The 17,691-nt window shown below is 47.6% G+C and carries 19 protein-coding genes; 1 reads left to right on the top strand and 18 read right to left on the bottom strand.

Features of this window, described 5'->3' with window-relative positions:
- The 17 genes from HI950_RS02825 to HI950_RS02745 form a co-directional block, all read right to left on the bottom strand.
- The gene (locus HI950_RS02825) at positions 1-531 is read right to left on the bottom strand and encodes a hypothetical protein (RefSeq protein WP_169081686.1); all 531 of its coding nucleotides are present in this window, start codon (positions 529-531) and stop codon (positions 1-3) included.
- A 114-nt stretch (positions 532-645) separates the two neighbouring features.
- Positions 646-1,176 (bottom strand): cell wall elongation regulator TseB-like domain-containing protein, encoded by a 531-nt coding sequence (locus HI950_RS02820; protein ID WP_169081687.1) that lies wholly within the window; start codon positions 1,174-1,176, stop codon positions 646-648.
- On the bottom strand, positions 1,176-2,477 hold the full coding sequence (locus tag HI950_RS02815) for an amidohydrolase (RefSeq protein ID WP_169081688.1): 1,302 nt from the start codon (positions 2,475-2,477) through the stop codon (positions 1,176-1,178). Before HI950_RS02815 ends, HI950_RS02820 begins: the two co-directional genes overlap by 1 nt.
- A complete protein-coding gene (locus HI950_RS02810; RefSeq protein ID WP_169081689.1) occupies positions 2,458-3,114 on the bottom strand; it encodes a redox-sensing transcriptional repressor Rex in 657 nt (218 codons plus the stop codon). The genes HI950_RS02815 and HI950_RS02810 overlap by 20 nt, the downstream gene beginning before the upstream one ends.
- On the bottom strand, positions 3,111-6,017 hold the full coding sequence (gene dinG, locus HI950_RS02805; protein ID WP_169081690.1) for an ATP-dependent DNA helicase DinG: 2,907 nt from the start codon (positions 6,015-6,017) through the stop codon (positions 3,111-3,113). The genes HI950_RS02810 and dinG overlap by 4 nt, the downstream gene beginning before the upstream one ends.
- 16 nt (positions 6,018-6,033) lie before the next feature.
- On the bottom strand, positions 6,034-6,735 hold the full coding sequence (locus HI950_RS02800) for a hypothetical protein (protein ID WP_169081691.1): 702 nt from the start codon (positions 6,733-6,735) through the stop codon (positions 6,034-6,036).
- Positions 6,736-6,857: 122 nt separating this feature from the next.
- Entirely contained in the window at positions 6,858-7,241 is a 384-nt protein-coding gene (panD, locus tag HI950_RS02795) for an aspartate 1-decarboxylase (RefSeq protein WP_169081692.1), read from the bottom strand.
- The gene (gene panC, locus HI950_RS02790) at positions 7,168-8,118 is read right to left on the bottom strand and encodes a pantoate--beta-alanine ligase (RefSeq protein ID WP_169081693.1); all 951 of its coding nucleotides are present in this window, start codon (positions 8,116-8,118) and stop codon (positions 7,168-7,170) included. The genes panD and panC overlap by 74 nt, the downstream gene beginning before the upstream one ends.
- Positions 8,115-9,029, bottom strand: a complete 915-nt coding sequence (gene panB / locus HI950_RS02785; RefSeq protein WP_169081694.1) for a 3-methyl-2-oxobutanoate hydroxymethyltransferase — start codon at positions 9,027-9,029, stop codon at positions 8,115-8,117. Before panB ends, panC begins: the two co-directional genes overlap by 4 nt.
- Before the next feature lie 255 nt (positions 9,030-9,284).
- Positions 9,285-10,259 (bottom strand): biotin--[acetyl-CoA-carboxylase] ligase, encoded by a 975-nt coding sequence (locus tag HI950_RS02780; RefSeq protein WP_169081695.1) that lies wholly within the window; start codon positions 10,257-10,259, stop codon positions 9,285-9,287.
- A 40-nt stretch (positions 10,260-10,299) separates the two neighbouring features.
- Positions 10,300-11,589 carry a CCA tRNA nucleotidyltransferase gene (locus HI950_RS02775; RefSeq protein ID WP_169081696.1) on the bottom strand — a complete coding sequence of 430 codons (1,290 nt, stop codon included), beginning with the start codon at positions 11,587-11,589 and terminating at the stop codon, positions 10,300-10,302.
- A 32-nt stretch (positions 11,590-11,621) separates the two neighbouring features.
- On the bottom strand, positions 11,622-12,785 hold the full coding sequence (gene bshA, locus HI950_RS02770) for an N-acetyl-alpha-D-glucosaminyl L-malate synthase BshA (protein WP_169081697.1): 1,164 nt from the start codon (positions 12,783-12,785) through the stop codon (positions 11,622-11,624).
- 64 nt (positions 12,786-12,849) lie between these two features.
- Positions 12,850-13,548 carry a bacillithiol biosynthesis deacetylase BshB1 gene (bshB1, locus tag HI950_RS02765; RefSeq protein ID WP_169081698.1) on the bottom strand — a complete coding sequence of 233 codons (699 nt, stop codon included), beginning with the start codon at positions 13,546-13,548 and terminating at the stop codon, positions 12,850-12,852.
- Complete coding sequence (gene mgsA, locus HI950_RS02760; RefSeq protein ID WP_169081699.1) at positions 13,545-13,967, bottom strand: methylglyoxal synthase; 423 nt, start codon at positions 13,965-13,967, stop codon at positions 13,545-13,547. Before mgsA ends, bshB1 begins: the two co-directional genes overlap by 4 nt.
- A gap of 30 nt (positions 13,968-13,997) precedes the next feature.
- Complete coding sequence (gene dapB / locus HI950_RS02755) at positions 13,998-14,804, bottom strand: 4-hydroxy-tetrahydrodipicolinate reductase (RefSeq protein ID WP_169081700.1); 807 nt, start codon at positions 14,802-14,804, stop codon at positions 13,998-14,000.
- A gap of 5 nt (positions 14,805-14,809) precedes the next feature.
- Positions 14,810-15,355, bottom strand: coding sequence for a tetratricopeptide repeat protein (locus HI950_RS02750; RefSeq protein ID WP_169082221.1), 546 nt, complete (start codon positions 15,353-15,355; stop codon positions 14,810-14,812).
- 54 nt (positions 15,356-15,409) lie between these two features.
- Positions 15,410-15,745: a nucleotide pyrophosphohydrolase gene (locus HI950_RS02745; protein ID WP_169081701.1), complete on the bottom strand. Its 336-nt coding sequence runs from the start codon at positions 15,743-15,745 to the stop codon at positions 15,410-15,412.
- A 184-nt stretch (positions 15,746-15,929) separates the two neighbouring features.
- On the opposite strand from HI950_RS02745, the gene HI950_RS02740 reads away from it, so the two are divergent.
- On the top strand, positions 15,930-16,793 hold the full coding sequence (locus HI950_RS02740) for a YitT family protein (protein WP_169081702.1): 864 nt from the start codon (positions 15,930-15,932) through the stop codon (positions 16,791-16,793).
- 5 nt (positions 16,794-16,798) lie between these two features.
- Here the strand turns inward: HI950_RS02740 and HI950_RS02735 are convergent, their stop codons facing one another.
- The gene (locus HI950_RS02735; protein WP_169081703.1) at positions 16,799-17,671 is read right to left on the bottom strand and encodes a sporulation protein YpjB; all 873 of its coding nucleotides are present in this window, start codon (positions 17,669-17,671) and stop codon (positions 16,799-16,801) included.
- Positions 17,672-17,691 lie beyond the last annotated feature (20 nt).

The following is a 17,691-nucleotide window of genomic DNA, read 5'->3' as shown; positions in this document are numbered from 1 at the left end:
TTACCATGCCTCCAATTGAGCTGGCGTACGTGGAAGCACAACATATTTTACAGCTTCTGTATTTTTAATCGTGATATAAACGTTATTATCATCCATTTCTGTTGCAATTGTGACATCCTTCATCGCTTTTGCCGCTTTGTTCATTGCTTCTGGAATGCTTGAATACGTTTTTGTTTCCATCGCTTCTGCAACCTCAAACATCGAGGAATACCATAGATCATCCAGCTGTTTGCTTGAATTTTCTTTGATTTCCAGCACTAGCTTGCGGTCACCAAACACGTTTTTTCCGTTCGTAGCAATGTTCTCGTATATATCTCGAATGTTAGCATTTGGCGCCAACTCCACCTGAATAGTCACTTGTTCATTATCCATTACCGGTTTGCTAGACGATACTATGCCTTGCACTTCATTAACTACTTGCTCCAATGGCGCTGCTACAGCTACTTGATTATAAATGGCCCAGCCACCAAACAAAACGGAAGCCGAAATTGCAGCGGTAATGATTACCGGCATCACACGTGGTTTTATCATAATGAAATTACCTCCCGCAACTATATATTGATCTTTCCGTATATCAACTCCGCTATACGAAAGTATATCATGTTATGCTGCGAGATTCGTCCATCAATATAAGGAAACGGAGCCTTACGGCTCCGTTTTGGCAGGCAATTTATAGGAATCGATGAAGCTCCCGTTGTCAAAGCTATAGAAGTTGTACCAGGAATGCAGAGGCTTCTGACCATCATCATAATAAACTTCCCAAACCGGTTTTCCACCCAGCAAACCAGGTTGAATTCGTTTAATATTCGCGTCTGGCTTCTCGTTCTTAAACGAATTTTTCATCTCCTGCTCCGAAATGGCATCCTCCGCTTTGATGATGTTGGGCAGATTATCTTCAGTCAACCAGACGAACACCTTTTCTTCCGCCTGATTTACGCCTTCAACGACCCAGCTTTCCTTGCTCCATATATGATGATGGACATCATTAATAGAGTTTAGATCAGCCGCTTTTGTTGCTTGCTCTTTGGCATCCTTTATGGCTGACCATTGCGGTCCTTGTATGTCGCGAAAGTAAATAAAGAAAAAGGTAATCAGCAGCAAAAGACAGGCGACGATTAAAAATATCCATCGATGCAGCGTCATAAACGGCGGCCGTTTTCTAGCGATTACACGCATTAGGCTTGCAGCAAGCGATCGAAGCTCGCTTGCGCCTCGTAACGAATTTTCTCCTCATCGAGCAAGGTGCATTCGCCGTTTTTCAGTACTTGCCGTCCATCGATCCACACATGTGCAACATCGCGTCCCGATCCGGAGTAAACCAGATGCGAGATCATATCCGTCTTCGGATAGAAATGCGGCTGCTCGATGTTAATCGCGATGAAATCAGCCTTCATTCCAGCTTTTAAGCTGCCGATTTGATCCTGCTGCCAAATGGACTTCGCGCCATAGACCGTACCCAGCTTCAATGCCTCATATGCCGGAATGGCAGTTGGATCGCCTGAAACGCCTTTGTGGAGCAGAGCAGAGAAACGAATTTCCTCAAACAAATCTAAATTATTGTTGCTTGCAGCACTGTCAGTTCCAAGCGATACGGTCACGCCTGCACGAAGCAGGTCAGGGACGCGCGCGATGCCGCTCGCCAGCTTAAGGTTGCTGACTGGATTATGCGATACGGCTACTCCTTTGGCAGCTAGGATTTCAATTTCGGCATCGTTTAGGTGTACCGCATGCGCAACGAGCGCTGGTCGTGAGAAGAAGCCAAGGCGATCCAAATGCTCAACGGGACGGACGCCATAATCTTTAACATTTTGCTCAACCTCAGCTAATGTTTCGGACATATGCGTATGAAGCGGCAAATTGTAATCATGTGCAGCCTGGACAAACCGTTCAATATAGTCCGGCGGGCATGTATAAGGCGCATGCGGAGAAATCATCGTTGTAATGCGGCCGTCTGCTTTGCCGTTCCAATCGCGAGCAAATGCGATTGCCTCAGCGAGCTTTGCCTCTTGTACGTCCGGCGGGCATAGTCCAATTACGCCTCGTGTCAATACGCCGCGTATGCCGCTCTGTTCAACCATTTGGGCAACCTGATCCATCCGATCGTACATATCGACAAATGCCGTCGTACCCGAACGTAACATTTCAACGATTGCAAGCGCGCTGCCGGCACGCGTATCCTGATCGATATATTTCCCTTCCATTGGCCACATTTTCTGCTCAAGCCATACTTGCAGATTTTGATCATCGGAGTAGCCCCGAAGCAGGCTCATCGCCGCATGCCCATGCGTATTAATAAGACCTGGCATAAAGGCCAGCTTGCTTCCGTCGATTTTTTGAACGCCTTCTGCAAGCTGCTCGGGCGCTTCAGTACCTATGTAGGTAATCCGGTCGTCAGTAACAACCATATGTCCCTTAAACGTTGGATTTGCATCATCCATCGTAACAAATAAACCATTTTCAATCCAAATCTGACTCATCCTTGGACTCTCCTTCTCTAACTAAATAGTAGGCTAAGCTGAGCAATTCCTTCGTAAAATCTGCGTTATGTATCCGAATCTCATCCGGAACTCGCAGGATGGCAGGCGCAAAATTCAAAATTCCTTCAACGCCTGCCTCCACGAATTGATTGGCGACATTTTGCGCTTCGAAAGCCGGCACCGTTATAATGCCAATTCTAATTTTTTGCTCCGCGACGGTTTTCACCAATTCGCTCATAGGCAGCACGATCAAATTGTTGATGCTCGTTCCGATTTTGCTTGGGTGCACGTCGAATACGGCCGTAATTTGCATGTTGTCCTTCGAGTATTTATTGTAATTGCACAAGGCATGCCCCAAATTGCCGGCTCCTACCAATGCAACCTTAATCGTTTGATCCACCTTCAAAATCTGCCGTATCTTTTCAATTAAATAGACAACATCATAGCCGACACCCTTGCGTCCAAAATCACCGAAATAAGCAAGATCCTTTCGGATTTGAGCGGGGTTCAGATCAAGCTTAACGCCTAATTCTTGTGATGAAACGGTTTGAATTTCGCGATTATGCATCTCGTTCAATACTTGGAGATAAATCGGCAGCCTTCTGACTACGGCCTCCGAAATTTTCGTTTGCTTCATCGCTTCTCCTCCTCAGCACTAGACGCAACTTGACTTAGCTGCGGCACTTCCTGCTTCTCTTCCGACAACCATTCCCGCATCCGAACAATCATTTGATCGGTATGCATCGTTTCGATTTTTGGACCCGGCAAGGAATATAAGAAATGTTTCCCATAGTACGTGTCAATGACCCTCGTATCATATATGATTACAATTCCTTTATCCTGCGACGTTCTTACGAGCCTCCCGAAGCCCTGCTTAAAGCGTATTACTGCTTGCGGAATAGATAGCTTCATAAACGGGTTTTGCTTTTGACGCTGCAGCATTTCAGCCTTAGCCTCCGCTAACGGATGATTCGGCGGCTGGAACGGCAATCGAACGATAGCCAGGCAAATCAAAGCTTCGCCAGGGATATCTACACCTTCCCAGAAGCTGCTCGTGCCAAGCAGCACAGACTCAGGCGTTTGGCGGAATCGTCTTGTCAGCTTCGTACGGTTACCGCTGTCGATGCCCTGACCAAGCACTTGAATGCCCGCTGTGCTTAATTGTTCCTTAAGCGGCTCATAAACCTGCTTTAGCATTCGGTAGGACGTAAATAGCACGAGCATTCTGCCGTTCGTTTCCTTCGCAGCGTCAGCGAGCGATTTTACAAGCATATCCAAATAAGAATCATCTACAGCAGCGCCTCTTAGCACCGGAAAATTACGCGGTATAACCACAAGCGCCTGCTCCCTATAATTGAAGGGCGAAGGAAGCTGAACAGTTTTGAGCCTCCCTTGCTCTTCATAGCCAGTAAGCCCAAGCTGTTCTGCTGCATATTGAAAAGATTTTTGCACCGATAACGTTGCCGACGTCAATACGATGCTCTCTTTTACGTCAAAGAAGTACTTTTGAAGCTGCGCGCTTACATCTACAGGAACGCCATATAATTGAACAGACCGATGCCGGTAAGTGCTGCTCGCCTCGATCCAAAATACCGAATCTGCAAGATCCAGCTTAATAAACGTCCGCAGCTCATCCTTAAGACGCGACAAATCACGAACGGCTCCATTAAGATCGGTAATGATCGCTTGCACGCTTGAATCGTCTACGCGGTCTTTAATATCCGTAACCATCTTGTCGACAGTACGAACGACTCGGTTAAGCTCGGTGTGCAGGTTTCCTTCAACCGTTACGCCATCTTCCCAGCTAGCTGGAAGCTCGTTTTTCTTAAGACGACACACGGACTGCCCATTCTCTGTTGGACTATCTGAAGAGGTAGACGTAAAGCTGTAGAGCATTTCAAACAGCTTATCCCAATGCTCCTTGATCTCTTGAAAAATCGGAATAACCGTATCAATCGTCTCCAGCCAGGAAGCTTGATGAGCGTCATCCTCATACATAAGCTTCTGACGCAGCGCAGGCAACAGTCCTGAACGATTGTCCTTGAACAAGCGAAGCACAGCCTGTGTCAAAGAAAAATAATTGATTTGCATGCCGAGATGCTTGCCAGCAACCTCTTCTACATGATGTGCTTCATCAATAATAAGATGAGTATAGGTTGGAAGCAAACGATGATCTGCTTGAACGTCCGTAAACAGCATCGAATGATTCGTGATTGTAACATCCGCAATATTCGCTTCATGCTTAGCACGGTGATAGAAGCATCTTTTGAACCAAGGACAAGCCCGATTCAAGCAGGAATCCGTATCGCTGGCTACCGTTGACCAAAATTCAGCGCCTTTGTTGCCAAAATTAAGCTCCTCCTGATCGCCTGTCTCCGTTTCGCCAAGCCAGACAACCATCTGTGCGGCAGTGACCGTATCCTCAATCGGCGATACAAGGTCTTTCGTGTTTACTTTTCCTTCGAACTTGCGCAAGCATAAATAGTTGCCTCTTCCCTTAAAGATAGAAGCTCTAAATTCGAATGGCAAAATGTCCTCGAGAAGCGGCAAATCACGCTGCCTTAGCTGCTCCTGCAAATTGATCGTATGCGTACTGACGACAACCTTCTTGCCATTCTGTATGCCATAGTAAAGGGCAGGAATTAGATAACCGAGCGACTTTCCTGTACCTGTTCCAGCTTCGATAAGCAAATGCTGATTTTGATTAAGTGCGCTGTACACCTCTTTAAACATGGCTACCTGCGCTTCACGCTCTTCATAATTTTCGAACTTTTGCTCAAAGCGCTGCCTAACGTCGGCCAAATAATTGTCGAAGGAAACATCCGTTAAAGGCAAGGCATCGCTGCTGCCAGCTCGAGCTGGCTGCTCATCGCTCCATTCGCGCACCTTCATCGCAAATTGATTGAAATAGTCGTATTCATTCGATTCAAAAACGGTACGGTACTCCATTTGCTGCTGCGTATGCTTAATAAACCAGCTTAAATCGCTGCCGTCGTCTACAAGCGCAGATAGCCGCTGCAAAGTGAGCAGCGGCAGTTTGCGAAGCTTTGTAATCATTTCGATGAGCAATAGCGCGGTTGCCCTTGCATCGCTATCGGCACGATGATGCTGATCATGCGGTATTCCGAAGAGCTCAGAAACGGCTCCGAGCTGATACGTATTTATTGTAGGATATAAAATGCGAAGTAATTCAATCGTATCCAGCCTGCGTCCGGCAAAGGCACGCAAGCCGCAGCGGGCTAGCGCTTGATTCAAAAAGCCAGCATCGAAGCCGACATTATGAGCGACTAGCACTGTGTCATCCAATAATGGAACAAGCTTGGCGATGACCTCTTTAAGCGTAGGCGCATCCGCAACAACCGTTTCATCAATGCCTGTTAATTGTGTAATGAAAGTCGGTATTGGGATGTTAGGTCGAACAAAGGAGCTAAACGTATCGATGATCTCAAGCTCATCGGAAACGATGACCAGCCCAACTTGCAAAATGTCATCCTCCGAGCCATGTCCCGTCGTTTCTAAGTCCAATACTGCAAATTTCATTCATTCCCCGATCCTCTCACAAACAGCACAGCTCCGTGCTTCCGAAATATAACGATAATTGCTTGGGTGTTTCTTGGCATGACTTCAAATTGTTTAACGGATCTTTGAAGCTTGGACATACATCGTAAGCCTTCATGAATAATTGCTCCGCTTGCGCCAAATTCATGTGCACGGCTTGAATGCACCCTAGCGCATTATAGCCCATAGCCAGCCATTTGGGGAAGTCCGTTAAAGCAATTAGCAGTTGAAAATGACGCTGAGCTTCATTCCAATTTTGCAGATGCATCTGGGTCATACCCAAAAACAGTCTAGCCAAATTACATTCCGGCGATTGTAAAATAGCCGTTTGAAATTGTACCGCTGCTTGCGAGAACATAAATAACTTATAATAGCCTTGACCTTTGGAAATAATCGCCGCAAGCTCATTTGGAATTTCTAAATCGGCTAAATTACAGGGCACTGCTGAAGGAGCAGGTAAGCTTTTCTCTGCAGCTTCAATCTGTGGCTTCGGAGCTGTGGCAAGATCACATTGCTGCTCCTTGAAGACAGCAAATTTCTCCTCAAATTCAAGCCACTGCTCAATAAACGTATCACTAACTTTTTTCAGCTCTTCCATTTGTTCTTCGTAATGCTGTTTTTCCTTTGCACCTGCACCCTCATACTGTTCAATAATTTGATCAAGCATGTCGTTCATGGATGAAAACATATGCTGGAACATACCGCATCCCGCCTTCGCCAGAGAATTAAGGAGTGTTATGTTCATTTTTTGTTTTAACGTCGCTTTTCATACGGTGTCCCAATCGTTACATAAAGCAGGGATTAACGTCACCTTTTCGCAAGTTAAAGGATAGTCGCATGAAGCTCTTCATTCAAGATCTGCAAAGGACGATTATTGGCATCGAGAATCGTGACGATTGGCTTGTGCTGCTTAGCTTCTTCATCCGTCATCATCGCATAAGAAATAATAATAACCTGATCGCCAGGCTGTACCTGCCTTGCGGCTGCCCCATTCAAGCAAATAACGCCAGAGCCGCGTTCGCCCGTGATGACATAAGTCTCGAAGCGCGCTCCGTTGTTGTTGTTAACGATCTGTACCTTTTCATTTTCCCATAGGTTGGCAGCATCCATCAAATTTTCATCAATCGTAATGCTACCTACATAATTCAGGTTCGCTTCCGTAACGGTTGCCCGATGCAGCTTGGATTTCATCATCGTTCTGAACATGCTCATTCACCTCCGCTGCCTGCAGTAATTGATTATCTATAAGACGAGTTGTGCCAAATTTAACGGCAAGCGCCAAAATTAAAGGCTGTTTGATGGATGCGATATGCGCAGCTGCCTCAGGTGGCTGCAAGGAAGGATAATAAAGCAGCTCCACATAATCGATTACCGCATCGCTTGCTTTGCTCAATTGAACCTTTACCTTTGCTTGCAAACGCTCCACGGTCAACTCCGGCTCCTCCATCCATTCAGAGGCTTCCTGAAGCGTTTTGGATAAAATAACGGCCTGACTGCGCTGCTCGGCGTTTAAATAAACGTTACGAGAGCTAAGCGCAAGACCATCCGGCTCACGCACGATTGGGCAAGGCACGATTTGTACAGGGAAGTTAAGATCATGGACCATTTGTTCAATAACCGCAACTTGCTGTGCATCCTTCATGCCAAAGTATGCCCTATCAGGCGCAACCAAATGAAAGAGCTTGCTGACTACCGTTCCTACTCCATCAAAATGCCCCGGTCTTGACGCGCCGCATAACCGGTCCGTAACTTGATTGACGATGACCGTCGTGAGCGGCTTGTCTGGGTACATTTCCTCGACGGAAGGCATAAATACGATATCAACTCCGCATTCCTCAGCAAGAGCCAGATCCCGCTTCTCATCGCGCGGATAGCGATCCAAATCCTCATGAGGTCCGAATTGCAGCGGATTAACGAAAATGCTTAGAACGGCAACCTCACATTCAGATCGTGCTTGACGCAGCAGCGAGGCATGACCCTCATGCAAAAAACCCATCGTCGGAACAAGCCCGACTAATTTGTTTTCTTTGCGGAGGCTCATCAATTGCTGCTTCAGTTCTGCTTTTGATCGGCAAATGATCATGTCAGCGGCACCTCCTTCTTTGGCTGGCTGATTTCAGGTTGCGCATCGCTCTTCTCATTGGAGTCAGCACCGCCGTATAAAGAAGGAATAGCTGCTGCCGGCTTCGCTGTGAATACATGCTCTTCTGCAGGGAATACACCCGTTTTTACTTCGTCGACATAGGATTGAATGGCCTTTCTAATCGTCGTTCCAATATCTGCATACGTTTTTACGAATCTTTTTTCAAAGTAAGGCGATGAATATTGCAAAATATCATGGTATACGAGCACCTGTCCATCACAGCCGCGTCCAGCGCCAATACCGATAACCGGTATGGTGAGAACATCGCTGATCATTGTTGCCAGCGACTCGGTTACAAGCTCAATCACAATACTGAAAGCACCCGCTTGCTCCAGCGCCTTTGCATCCTTGATAAGCTGCTCGGCTTCCGAATCAAGCTTGCCTTGCACCTTATAGCCGCCCAGCTGATGGACGGATTGAGGCGTAAGGCCGATATGACCCATAACAGGAATTCCCGCTTTCACAAGCGCTGCTACATCAGAAGCGATCTCTTCTCCGCCTTCAAGCTTTACCGCTTGCGAGCCGCCTTCTTGCATAATCTTTGCTGCATTGCGCAGCGTAGATTCGCGGCCGATGCCATAGGTCATAAAAGGCATATCGGCTACGATGAACGTTTGCTGGGCTCCCCTAGCAACCGCTCTTGTATGATAAACGATATCGTCGATCGTTACAGGTATAGTCGTATCATAGCCAAGCACGACATTCCCGAGCGAATCGCCAACCAAAATAACATCGATCCCTGCTTCTTCAGCAAGCTTGGCTGAAGGATAATCATAAGCTGTCAAAACGGAAATCGCATTGCGGTCCTGCTTCATCTTCTTCAAATTCGTAATTGTCAGTCGTTTCCTCATCAGCTTCATCCCCCGTTCAATGATAGGATAAACACAAAAAAACCTTTTAGCCGCTGCTAAAAAGGTCCCCAAACTGAAAAGGAAACGTTTGCTTGTTGTGCTTCCTTCTGTCTCGGTCCCTACGGCTCAGAGCAGAGTGTGCATTCCCAACCATTTACTTATTTTTTGTTCGTCATCAGTGCAGCTTCCAATGAATACCGCCTGATTCATCTAGTTTACCAAACTTTCTGCAATCCGTAAACGGCTTGGAATCCACTATAGAGGTTCGCCCATTTCTGCCGAGAAAACTGGTTTCACCGTACCATCCGACAATTGGATTCGAATTGCGCCGCTTTCATCAAGACCAATAGGAATGCCCATCATATCTCCTTGCGGGGTTATAAGCCGTGCGGGCTTGCCAAGCGATACCGACAACGCTTCCCAAAGCGTGATGATTGGACCGAAGCCCTGCTCCTGATATAGAAAATAAAGCTGCTCCCATTCCTTCAGAAAATCGGCTATCACATCCTCGCGAAGCCACTTACGCCCCGCGCTAATGCGAAGCGACGTCGCTTTCTCCAGCAGTTCCTCAGGATAATCCTGTTCCTCTAAATTCACGCTAATGCCGATGCCAGCGATTACGTATCGAAGCCGCTCGTCCTCAGCCGCTGATTCAAGCAAAATTCCGCTAATCTTCTTTCCTTCAATGAGCAAATCGTTTGGCCATTTAATGCCAATAGGCAGGCTCGTAATCCGCTTAAGGCTTCTGCAAAGCGCAACAGCCGTCATTAATGTAAGCTGCGGCGCAAAATGAATCGGCACGGATGGACGCAGCACCATGCTCATCCAAACCCCTTTGCCGCGCGGCGATACCCAATTGCGTCCCATCCGGCCGCGTCCGTTCAATTGCTGCTCAGCAAGGAACAGCGTTCCCTCTGCAGCTCCCTCTTCAGCCGCTGCACGCGCAAGATTTTGCGTAGACTCAACAGTTTCAAGATAATGAATCGTTTTGCCAAAAGCGCTTGTATCCAAGCGGCTTGTCAACTGATCTATTGCAAGGTTATCTGGAACGCTAACGAGCCGATACCCAAGACGTCTGGACGCTTCAAAATGATACCCCGCCGCTTCTAGCTTGCGAATCTGCTTCCAAATCGCGGTCCTGCTCACGCCGAGCTCCTGGCTCATGCTTTCTCCTGATATGTATTCACCTAGCCTGTCCTTAAACAATCGAAGCAAGGGCTCATAATTCATGTTATTCCACCTCCTATTGAAGTGCAGAGGGACTGACTACTCAGTCCCTCTCCTTATTCCACAGCGCTGCTTGCGCAAGAAGGGCAGCCTTATTATTATCGAGCTGCTCAAGAGCTGCCATCAGCAGCAATCGACCCAAATATTCGCTGACCCAAGGTCCAGCTTCCCTTTGCAATTGATTCGTTAAATCTCTACCGCTTATTTTAAGCTGTTTGAGCGTTGAGACAGGAATATCTTCAAGCCAGCTCATCAAGTCGTTCAGAAGGCCTTCAGAGAAGGTCTGCGGTACTGTTTCGAGCTTGCGCATGATCTCAAGCCAGTCGCTCGCATGATGCTTCCCGAAACGAATTATTACTTCCAGCCAACCTGCACGGAGCTCGCGATCATTTACTTGCTCGGAGATGCCAAGCATAGCCTTGTGAATCTCTATGATCGTTGTAATCACTTTGCTGCGCGTGTTCGAGAATCGAAGCACTTGCAGCGCTTGCCTTGTGGCATCTATTGACAGATGCAGGCCAATGGCTAGCGCAGCCCAGCGCAAATCGACTGACTGGAGCTCGTGCAGCCTGTTAAATAACCTCTTCGCTTCTGCTGTACGGTCAGCTTCCTTCAATGCGAAAGCGGTTTCGGCAAGCAAAGTTTCCTTTATGTGAAAAAGCAGTCCGCTTGCAGCTGCATAATGAAGCGCTCTTTGCGGAGCGGCTCCCGCGAGCATTTTATCTAGCTCAACCTGCACGCGCTCCATTGCAATAAACTTCAACAAATGACGATGCCGTAAAATGGCTCTCCATGTTCGAATAGCAGGCGTTAGCCCATATACGCCGATGAAACGAACTGCTCTAAGCATGCGCAGAGCGTCCTCTTGAAAACGTGCATCCGGATCGCCTACCGAGCGAAGCGTTTTATTTTGCAAATCATAAATTCCGCCATACGGATCGTAAAGCACCCCATCCTCGGCTAGCGCCATAGCGTTCATCGTAAAATCCCGCCTTAATAGATCCCCATCCAGCTCCGTAATATAAAGCACGCTCTCTGGCTTTCGGTGCGACTCATAAGCGGACTCCTGCCTAAACGTCGTGACTTCATACGTAATGTCGGCTTGGATAACCGTAATCGTACCATGCTGCAAGCCCGTCGGTATACAGCGCTCAAAGAGTTCGAGCACCTGCTCCGGACGGGCTGAAGTAGCAATATCGACGTCTTTAATGGGCAAGCCTAATACGGTGTCCCGAACTGCGCCGCCTACAAAGACGGCTTCGAAATGATGCTCTCGAAGCCGCCGGACGATGGGCAATGCGGATATAATCGGTTCTGGAAACGAGAGCCGCATAACACTCACCTTCCTTTGCAGCAGCTTATGAATTAATCGCTGCACACAGCAATCGGCAAGTCTGCCTCGATGCCAAGCACACGATAATAAATTTGCTCATATTGGGTAGTAATGACATCGTTGCAAAACTCATTTCTTGCTCGGAACATGCAGGCTTGTTTAAACTGCTCGTGAAGCTTCTCATCCGTAAGCAGCCGTTCAACATTTTTGGCCATATCCTCCACATCGCCGATCGGCGACAAGAAACCGGTCTCTCCGTGCGTAATGAGCTCAGGGATGCCCCCTGCATTCGATCCGATTGTCGGAACGCCGCAGGCCATCGCTTCAAGCGCAACTAAGCCGAAGCTTTCCTTCTCTGAAGGAAGAAGCAGTACATCCGCCATCGAAATGACCTGAGCAACATCCTCCTGCTTCCCAAGGAAATGAACGCGATCTTCAAGCCCAAGCTGCCTGATCCGGTGCTGAATTTTGGATAGCTCCGGGCCTTCGCCTACGAGCAGCAGCTTTGACGGAACTTTCTCCGAGACGCGAGAAAAAATATCAACAACATCGCCAACACGCTTCACTGGGCGGAAGTTAGAAATATGCATCAAAATTTTCTCGTTCGGCTCTGCGTAATTCGCACGCAGCGAAGCCGCGTCACGCGGATAGTACACGCGCTTATCGACAAAATTGTAAGTTAAATCGATAGGCGTCGTAATATCGAGCAGCTGCCTCGTTTCATTGATGAGATCCTTCGAAACGGCCGTAACCGCATCGCTTTGATGGATGGCAAGACGAATCAGATTTTTTAACGATTCATCCTGCGCCAGCACGGTTATATCGGTACCATGCAGCGTCGTCACCGTCTTAAGCCCATCCCCGTTCATTTGCTTCGCCAAATAGGCACAAACCGCATGGGGTACTGCATAATGTACATGAAGCAGATCAAGCTGCTGCATTTTTGCGACCTGCGCCATTTTGCTAGCCAAGGCTAAATCATAAGGCGGATAACGGAACACATAATAATCATTGACTTCAACTTCATGAAAAAAAATATTTTTATTAAAGTGACCTAAACGAAAAGGAATACTGTGCGTTATAAAATGAATTTCATGGCCGCGTTCCGCCAGAAGCTTACCTAATTCGGTAGCCACGACTCCCGAACCGCCCAAGGTGGGATAACAGGTTATGCCAATCTTTAATTTTTTCGCCACGGTTGTCGCGCCTCCTGTGTTCATCACGTATAACTATTGTATTACACAAGAGCTGTACGAATTGTCAAAAAAATTGTACGGCGTGAGGGCGTTTTAATGCAAAGCCCTCGGCATACGCCCAGCCTCTTGCTTGTCCTAGCAGTGAATCACGCGCTTCCACACGCTCCACATAACGATTCGTGAGCGGCGTCGCTACACGATCTGATCCGGCTGCCGCTGCATCGAATTGCGAACGATAAGCCATAAGCGCGTTACGCTTTGTTTCATGGAAATCACTAATATCAACGATCAAAGATACTTGATCCACATCATTTATATAATAATAAATAAGCTGCGATACTTGCACCGCAGGCAGCTCCGGCATATATCGGCGAAGCTTGGCATTAAAGACCGCCTCCTCAATCAATTGGCTGGCAGCCACATGATCAGGATGACGGTCTACCCAATATGGCGCAAATACAACGCGCGGTTTAAATGTACGAATTTCAGATACAATTAGCTCAATTTGACTTTTGGAAGGCTCTAAGCCTCGATCAGGCAGTCCAAGATTTGAACGCATGTTAAGCCCAAGAATACTGGAGGCTGCAGCTGCTTCTTGCTTGCGCAGCTCCACCGTACCGTTGGAGGACATTTCAGCCTCCGTCAAGTCACAAATGCCAACCTTGAAGCCGGCTTGTACATGCTTTGCGATCGTCCCGCCCATTCCAATCTCAGCATCGTCCGCATGAGCGCCAAAAACGAGAATATCAAGCGCTTCTGTCATTCTGCAATACCCGGTTTATATTTGTGAACAAGCTCGCGCCAACCAAAGTCGCCGCGCTCAAGCGCCTTAACCAGCAATTCCGCTGTCGCAACGTTCGTCGCAACCGGAATGCCCTGCACGTCGCATAGTCGAAGCAAAGCGATAATGTCCGGCTCATGAGGCTGAGCCATGAGCGGATCGCGCAAAAATATAATTAAATCCATCTCATTCTGCGCCACTAGCGCACCGATCTGCTGATCGCCGCCGAGCGGGCCTGACATGAAGCGATGAATAGACAAGCTTGTTTGTTCCATTATACGCGTGCCTGTTGTACCGGTTGAATACAGCTTATGCGGTACGAACACCTTCTCATATGCGATAACAAAATTTACGATTTCCTCTTTTTTGCGATCATGTGCGATAAATGCGATGTTTAACATGCCGTACCCCTCTCCTGCTGCCTGATCAAGCTAATCCATAATATGTTCGAACCCGTAAATTAAACCGCTGTACGTCATAACCTTCTTCACAGCTACATTAACGCCTGGCATATATCCAGCGCGATCATAGGAATCATGGCGGATTTTAAGCGTTTGTCCGTTGCCGCCAAATACAACCTCCTGCTGCGCAAAAACGCCCGGAAGCCTTACGCTATGTATACGGAATCCGTTATAGTAGCCGCCGCGCGCGCCTTCTATTACTTCCTCCTCTTGTGGATTGCCTTGACGCAGCTCTTTGCGTACCTGCGAAATCAGCTCGGCTGTTTTGATGGAAGTGCCTGAAGGCGCATCCAGCTTCTGATCGCCGTGATACTCGATGATTTCGACATGCGGCAAATATTTTGAAGCCTCAGCCGCGAATTTCATCATTAATATTGCCCCGATAGAAAAATTTGGCGCGATTAAGCCGCCGATCCCTTTTTCTTGGCAAAGCTCGTCCAGCTCTTCGATTTGTTCAGGCGTAAATCCGGTTGTCCCAATAATCGGACGAACACCAAATCCAATTGACGTTTTTGTATTGCTATATGCCACCTGAGGCACTGTGAAATCAACCAGCACATCGGCTTTCGCACTGCTGAGCGCTTCTTCAAGCGTAGCGCTTACGGTAACTCCTGTATTGGCCTTACCGGCAAACAGTCCAGCATCAACAGGACCAGCTGAAGGAGCGACGGCCGCCACCAATTGAAGCGTATCGTCCTCCAGCACCATTTTGACAACCTCGCGCCCCATTCTCCCGCTTGCGCCAGCAACTGCCACTCGAATTTTTTGTGTCGTCATGCTTATCACCTGTTCCTTTTTCTTTTTGGTACATTTATGCGCAAATGCAGCATGCGCCGCTTGCGGTTTACGTCGGCAAACAGCCTTCTAGCTGCCGAGTGGCTTGGATCAAGCCGCATCGCTTCTTTTGCGTTGCTTGCCGCCTTATCATATTGATTAAGGGCAGCATATATCACACCAAGCGTATAAAACGCGTCAAAGCTCAATGGGTCAAGCGTGCTTGCACGATCCAAAAGCTCTGCCGCTTCGACAAGCTTAGGCGGTACCTTCGCTAGCAGAAGATCCGCTTCAGCAAGAAGTATTCTCGCTTCAACTGTCTGCAAATGATATTTGTATTCGGCGTGCTCGGGATCCAGCTTTAAAGCAGTCTCCGCGTGCTGCTTGGCTTTTGCCCATTTGCCGCTGCGCGCGCATGATACGGCGCAAGTATGATAATAAAATGCATTGTCCGGTTCAGCTTCTATCGCTTGCTCGAACCAGTATATCGCTTGCTCGAAATCGCTATTAAAGATGAATTCATAAGCCTTCTTGATGCAGCTCTCTCCATCCATCTGCCCATCCTCCTTGTACACAGGTTGATGGTACAGCATATGTTGGGAGCTTGTTTACAGTTCGGTTATTTTCTTCGTCCAACGATTCGCATCGCGAGTCGCAAACTTATGCATGACTTTATTATGTGCTTCCGTTAAATCAATATTGAGCGAATTCGCAAAGCAAGAGAGAATGAACAAAATATCGCCGAGCTCCATTTCGACGGAATTATCCGCCTCGTCGGCTTTTTTGGGCTTCTCCCCATAGAAGTGATTCACTTCGCGGGCAAGCTCTCCTACTTCCTCTGACATTCTAGCCATCAGGGCAAGCGGGCTAAAGTAGCCTTCTTTAAATTGAGAAATGTAATCATCAACTTCTCGCTGAATATCTGACAATGTTTTTTCCGACATCGAAACATTTCCTTTCTGTCGATAGCTATACTTCCTTATGTTAACGTAAAGGCACATTTAAAATCAATGTTTTTCGAATGATGATATTTAGCCATACTACAAGTAAGTCAATGTTGGCCAGTGTAGAGTTGCATATGGTGATCGATAAGGATTCATATTTGTACGGAAGAGGAAGTGAGCGGGGATGGCTAAAATGTTACACCAATTGCGAATGATTATACCCATAATGATCGGCACAGCAATCTATGCTTTTGGATTGCACTATTTTGTAATCCCGAATCAATTAATGGAGGGCGGTGTAACAGGCATTGCCGTTCTGCTCAATTATGCGGCGGGCTTTCCTCTTTCCGTCTCAACCTTGGTCCTCAACATCCCCTTGTTCTTTATTGGCTGGAAGGCGCTTGGACGCGGCCAAATGATGTACACTTTGATCGGGGTCATCTCATTGTCCTGCTTCCTCGCGCTCATGGAACAGCTGATTAACCGCAGGTGGATCGTCCCATTCCACAGTACAAATGATTACATGCTCGTTGCCCTCTATGCAGGCGTATCGCTAGGCATCGGCCTCGGAATCGTATTCCGTTTCGGCGGCACTACAGGCGGCGTAGACATCATCGCAAGGATCGTTTCGCGTTCAAAGGGAATGAGCATGGGTCAGATTATATTGTCATTTGATGCTGTTATCATCGGCATTTCTTTGTTTTATATTACAATTGAGAAGGTGCTTTACACGCTTGTAACCGTGTTTATCGCATCGAAGCTGATTGACTTCATTCAAGACGGCGCATATGCAGCCAAAGCTTTTTCCATCATATCTGAGCATGGAGAGGCGATTTCTCAAAAAATTACGATAGAACTGGATCGAGGCGTCACCCTTATTCCTGCAAAAGGCGCATTCTCCGGCCAACAAAAAGAGGTCGTCTATTGCGTCGTCCAGCGGCAAGAAATTCACCGTCTGAAAACGATTATTCGCAATATCGACCCCAGAGCTTTTATCGTGATTAATGAAGTGCATGATGTGCTTGGCGAAGGCTTTAAAGAAGAATAGCCGCCCTACTTCGGTATCGGTTTAACGCCAAACGGATTCGCTTTATACTTTCTCCAGCCTGAATAGGTAAGAATGGCGGAGATAAGAGCGCCTAAGAAAAGCGTCCAGCTTAGCGGATTGGAAGTTGGGATTGCTGCAACAGCCGGCAATGCATTCTCTCGCCCGCTCTGTTCAAACAAGCGAATGAGCGATTCCTTTAGCGCTGCCAAGGAGCGGTCAATCATCGCTTCGTTCGTAATATTATGCATATTCGCTTCCAGCAGCTTATTTGTATATTGAATTCGTTCCGCCAGCTCTGCCTCCCGCTTGCTGCCATAAAGAATGCTCAACGCAGGTTCAATCCGCTTTGCATGCTCCTGCAAGCTTGTCAACGTTGCGCGAGCCGCAATAGCGCCATCATTCGTTTGGCGTTTCCACGCTTTCTCTACTCGCGATATATCATCTAACATAATACGCTCGTATTGCAGCCATAAGGCATGCTCAGGTCTTAAAAGAGCATCTGCAGCCAATCTTATGCGAGCCGCTTCCATTAACCAGCTTGTGCTGCCAGCGCCGCTTACAAGCGTTTGCTCGATTGCGTTCACATCCTGCGCAACAGCAGACCAGCCTTCTTGATTCCCTGATGCTTGCTTGAGCTCCCCTTCAACAATGCGCTTCAGCTGCTGAACATATTGAAAGCTTGTCTGACGGTTATTCGTGTAAGCTGCTTCATATAATGAGCTTGCTATTTCATCCATTCGCTGTAGCTGTTTGTATGGACTTGACGATAACAGAGGCGCATACAGGCTAATCGATGCGCTGCTGCCCCATACCGAACCGGCATAACCAATCGTCATGACGATACATATGACGAATGGAACTATAAATCGTATCTTCATGGACATCCCCCCATAGATCA

Origin of the sequence: Paenibacillus sp. PL91, assembly GCF_012935325.2 — a bacterium.
Lineage (GTDB): Bacteria > Bacillota > Bacilli > Paenibacillales > Paenibacillaceae > Pristimantibacillus.
This window is presented reverse-complemented; position numbering and strand designations above follow the sequence as displayed.

Coding starts and splice junctions, on each gene's coding strand:
- HI950_RS02825 (WP_169081686.1), bottom strand. CDS start 531: ATGATAAAACCACGTGTGATGCCGGTAATCATTACCGCTGCAATTTCG.
- HI950_RS02820 (WP_169081687.1), bottom strand. CDS start 1,176: ATGCGTGTAATCGCTAGAAAACGGCCGCCGTTTATGACGCTGCATCGA.
- HI950_RS02815 (WP_169081688.1), bottom strand. CDS start 2,477: ATGAGTCAGATTTGGATTGAAAATGGTTTATTTGTTACGATGGATGAT.
- HI950_RS02810 (WP_169081689.1), bottom strand. CDS start 3,114: ATGAAGCAAACGAAAATTTCGGAGGCCGTAGTCAGAAGGCTGCCGATT.
- dinG (WP_169081690.1), bottom strand. CDS start 6,017: ATGAAATTTGCAGTATTGGACTTAGAAACGACGGGACATGGCTCGGAG.
- HI950_RS02800 (WP_169081691.1), bottom strand. CDS start 6,735: ATGTTCCAGCATATGTTTTCATCCATGAACGACATGCTTGATCAAATT.
- panD (WP_169081692.1), bottom strand. CDS start 7,241: ATGTTCAGAACGATGATGAAATCCAAGCTGCATCGGGCAACCGTTACG.
- panC (WP_169081693.1), bottom strand. CDS start 8,118: ATGATCATTTGCCGATCAAAAGCAGAACTGAAGCAGCAATTGATGAGC.
- panB (WP_169081694.1), bottom strand. CDS start 9,029: ATGAGGAAACGACTGACAATTACGAATTTGAAGAAGATGAAGCAGGAC.
- HI950_RS02780 (WP_169081695.1), bottom strand. CDS start 10,259: ATGAATTATGAGCCCTTGCTTCGATTGTTTAAGGACAGGCTAGGTGAA.
- HI950_RS02775 (WP_169081696.1), bottom strand. CDS start 11,589: ATGCGGCTCTCGTTTCCAGAACCGATTATATCCGCATTGCCCATCGTC.
- bshB1 (WP_169081698.1), bottom strand. CDS start 13,548: ATGACAGAAGCGCTTGATATTCTCGTTTTTGGCGCTCATGCGGACGAT.
- mgsA (WP_169081699.1), bottom strand. CDS start 13,967: ATGTTAAACATCGCATTTATCGCACATGATCGCAAAAAAGAGGAAATC.
- dapB (WP_169081700.1), bottom strand. CDS start 14,804: ATGACGACACAAAAAATTCGAGTGGCAGTTGCTGGCGCAAGCGGGAGA.
- HI950_RS02750 (WP_169082221.1), bottom strand. CDS start 15,355: ATGGATGGAGAGAGCTGCATCAAGAAGGCTTATGAATTCATCTTTAAT.
- HI950_RS02745 (WP_169081701.1), bottom strand. CDS start 15,745: ATGTCGGAAAAAACATTGTCAGATATTCAGCGAGAAGTTGATGATTAC.
- HI950_RS02740 (WP_169081702.1), top strand. CDS start 15,930: ATGGCTAAAATGTTACACCAATTGCGAATGATTATACCCATAATGATC.
- HI950_RS02735 (WP_169081703.1), bottom strand. CDS start 17,671: ATGAAGATACGATTTATAGTTCCATTCGTCATATGTATCGTCATGACG.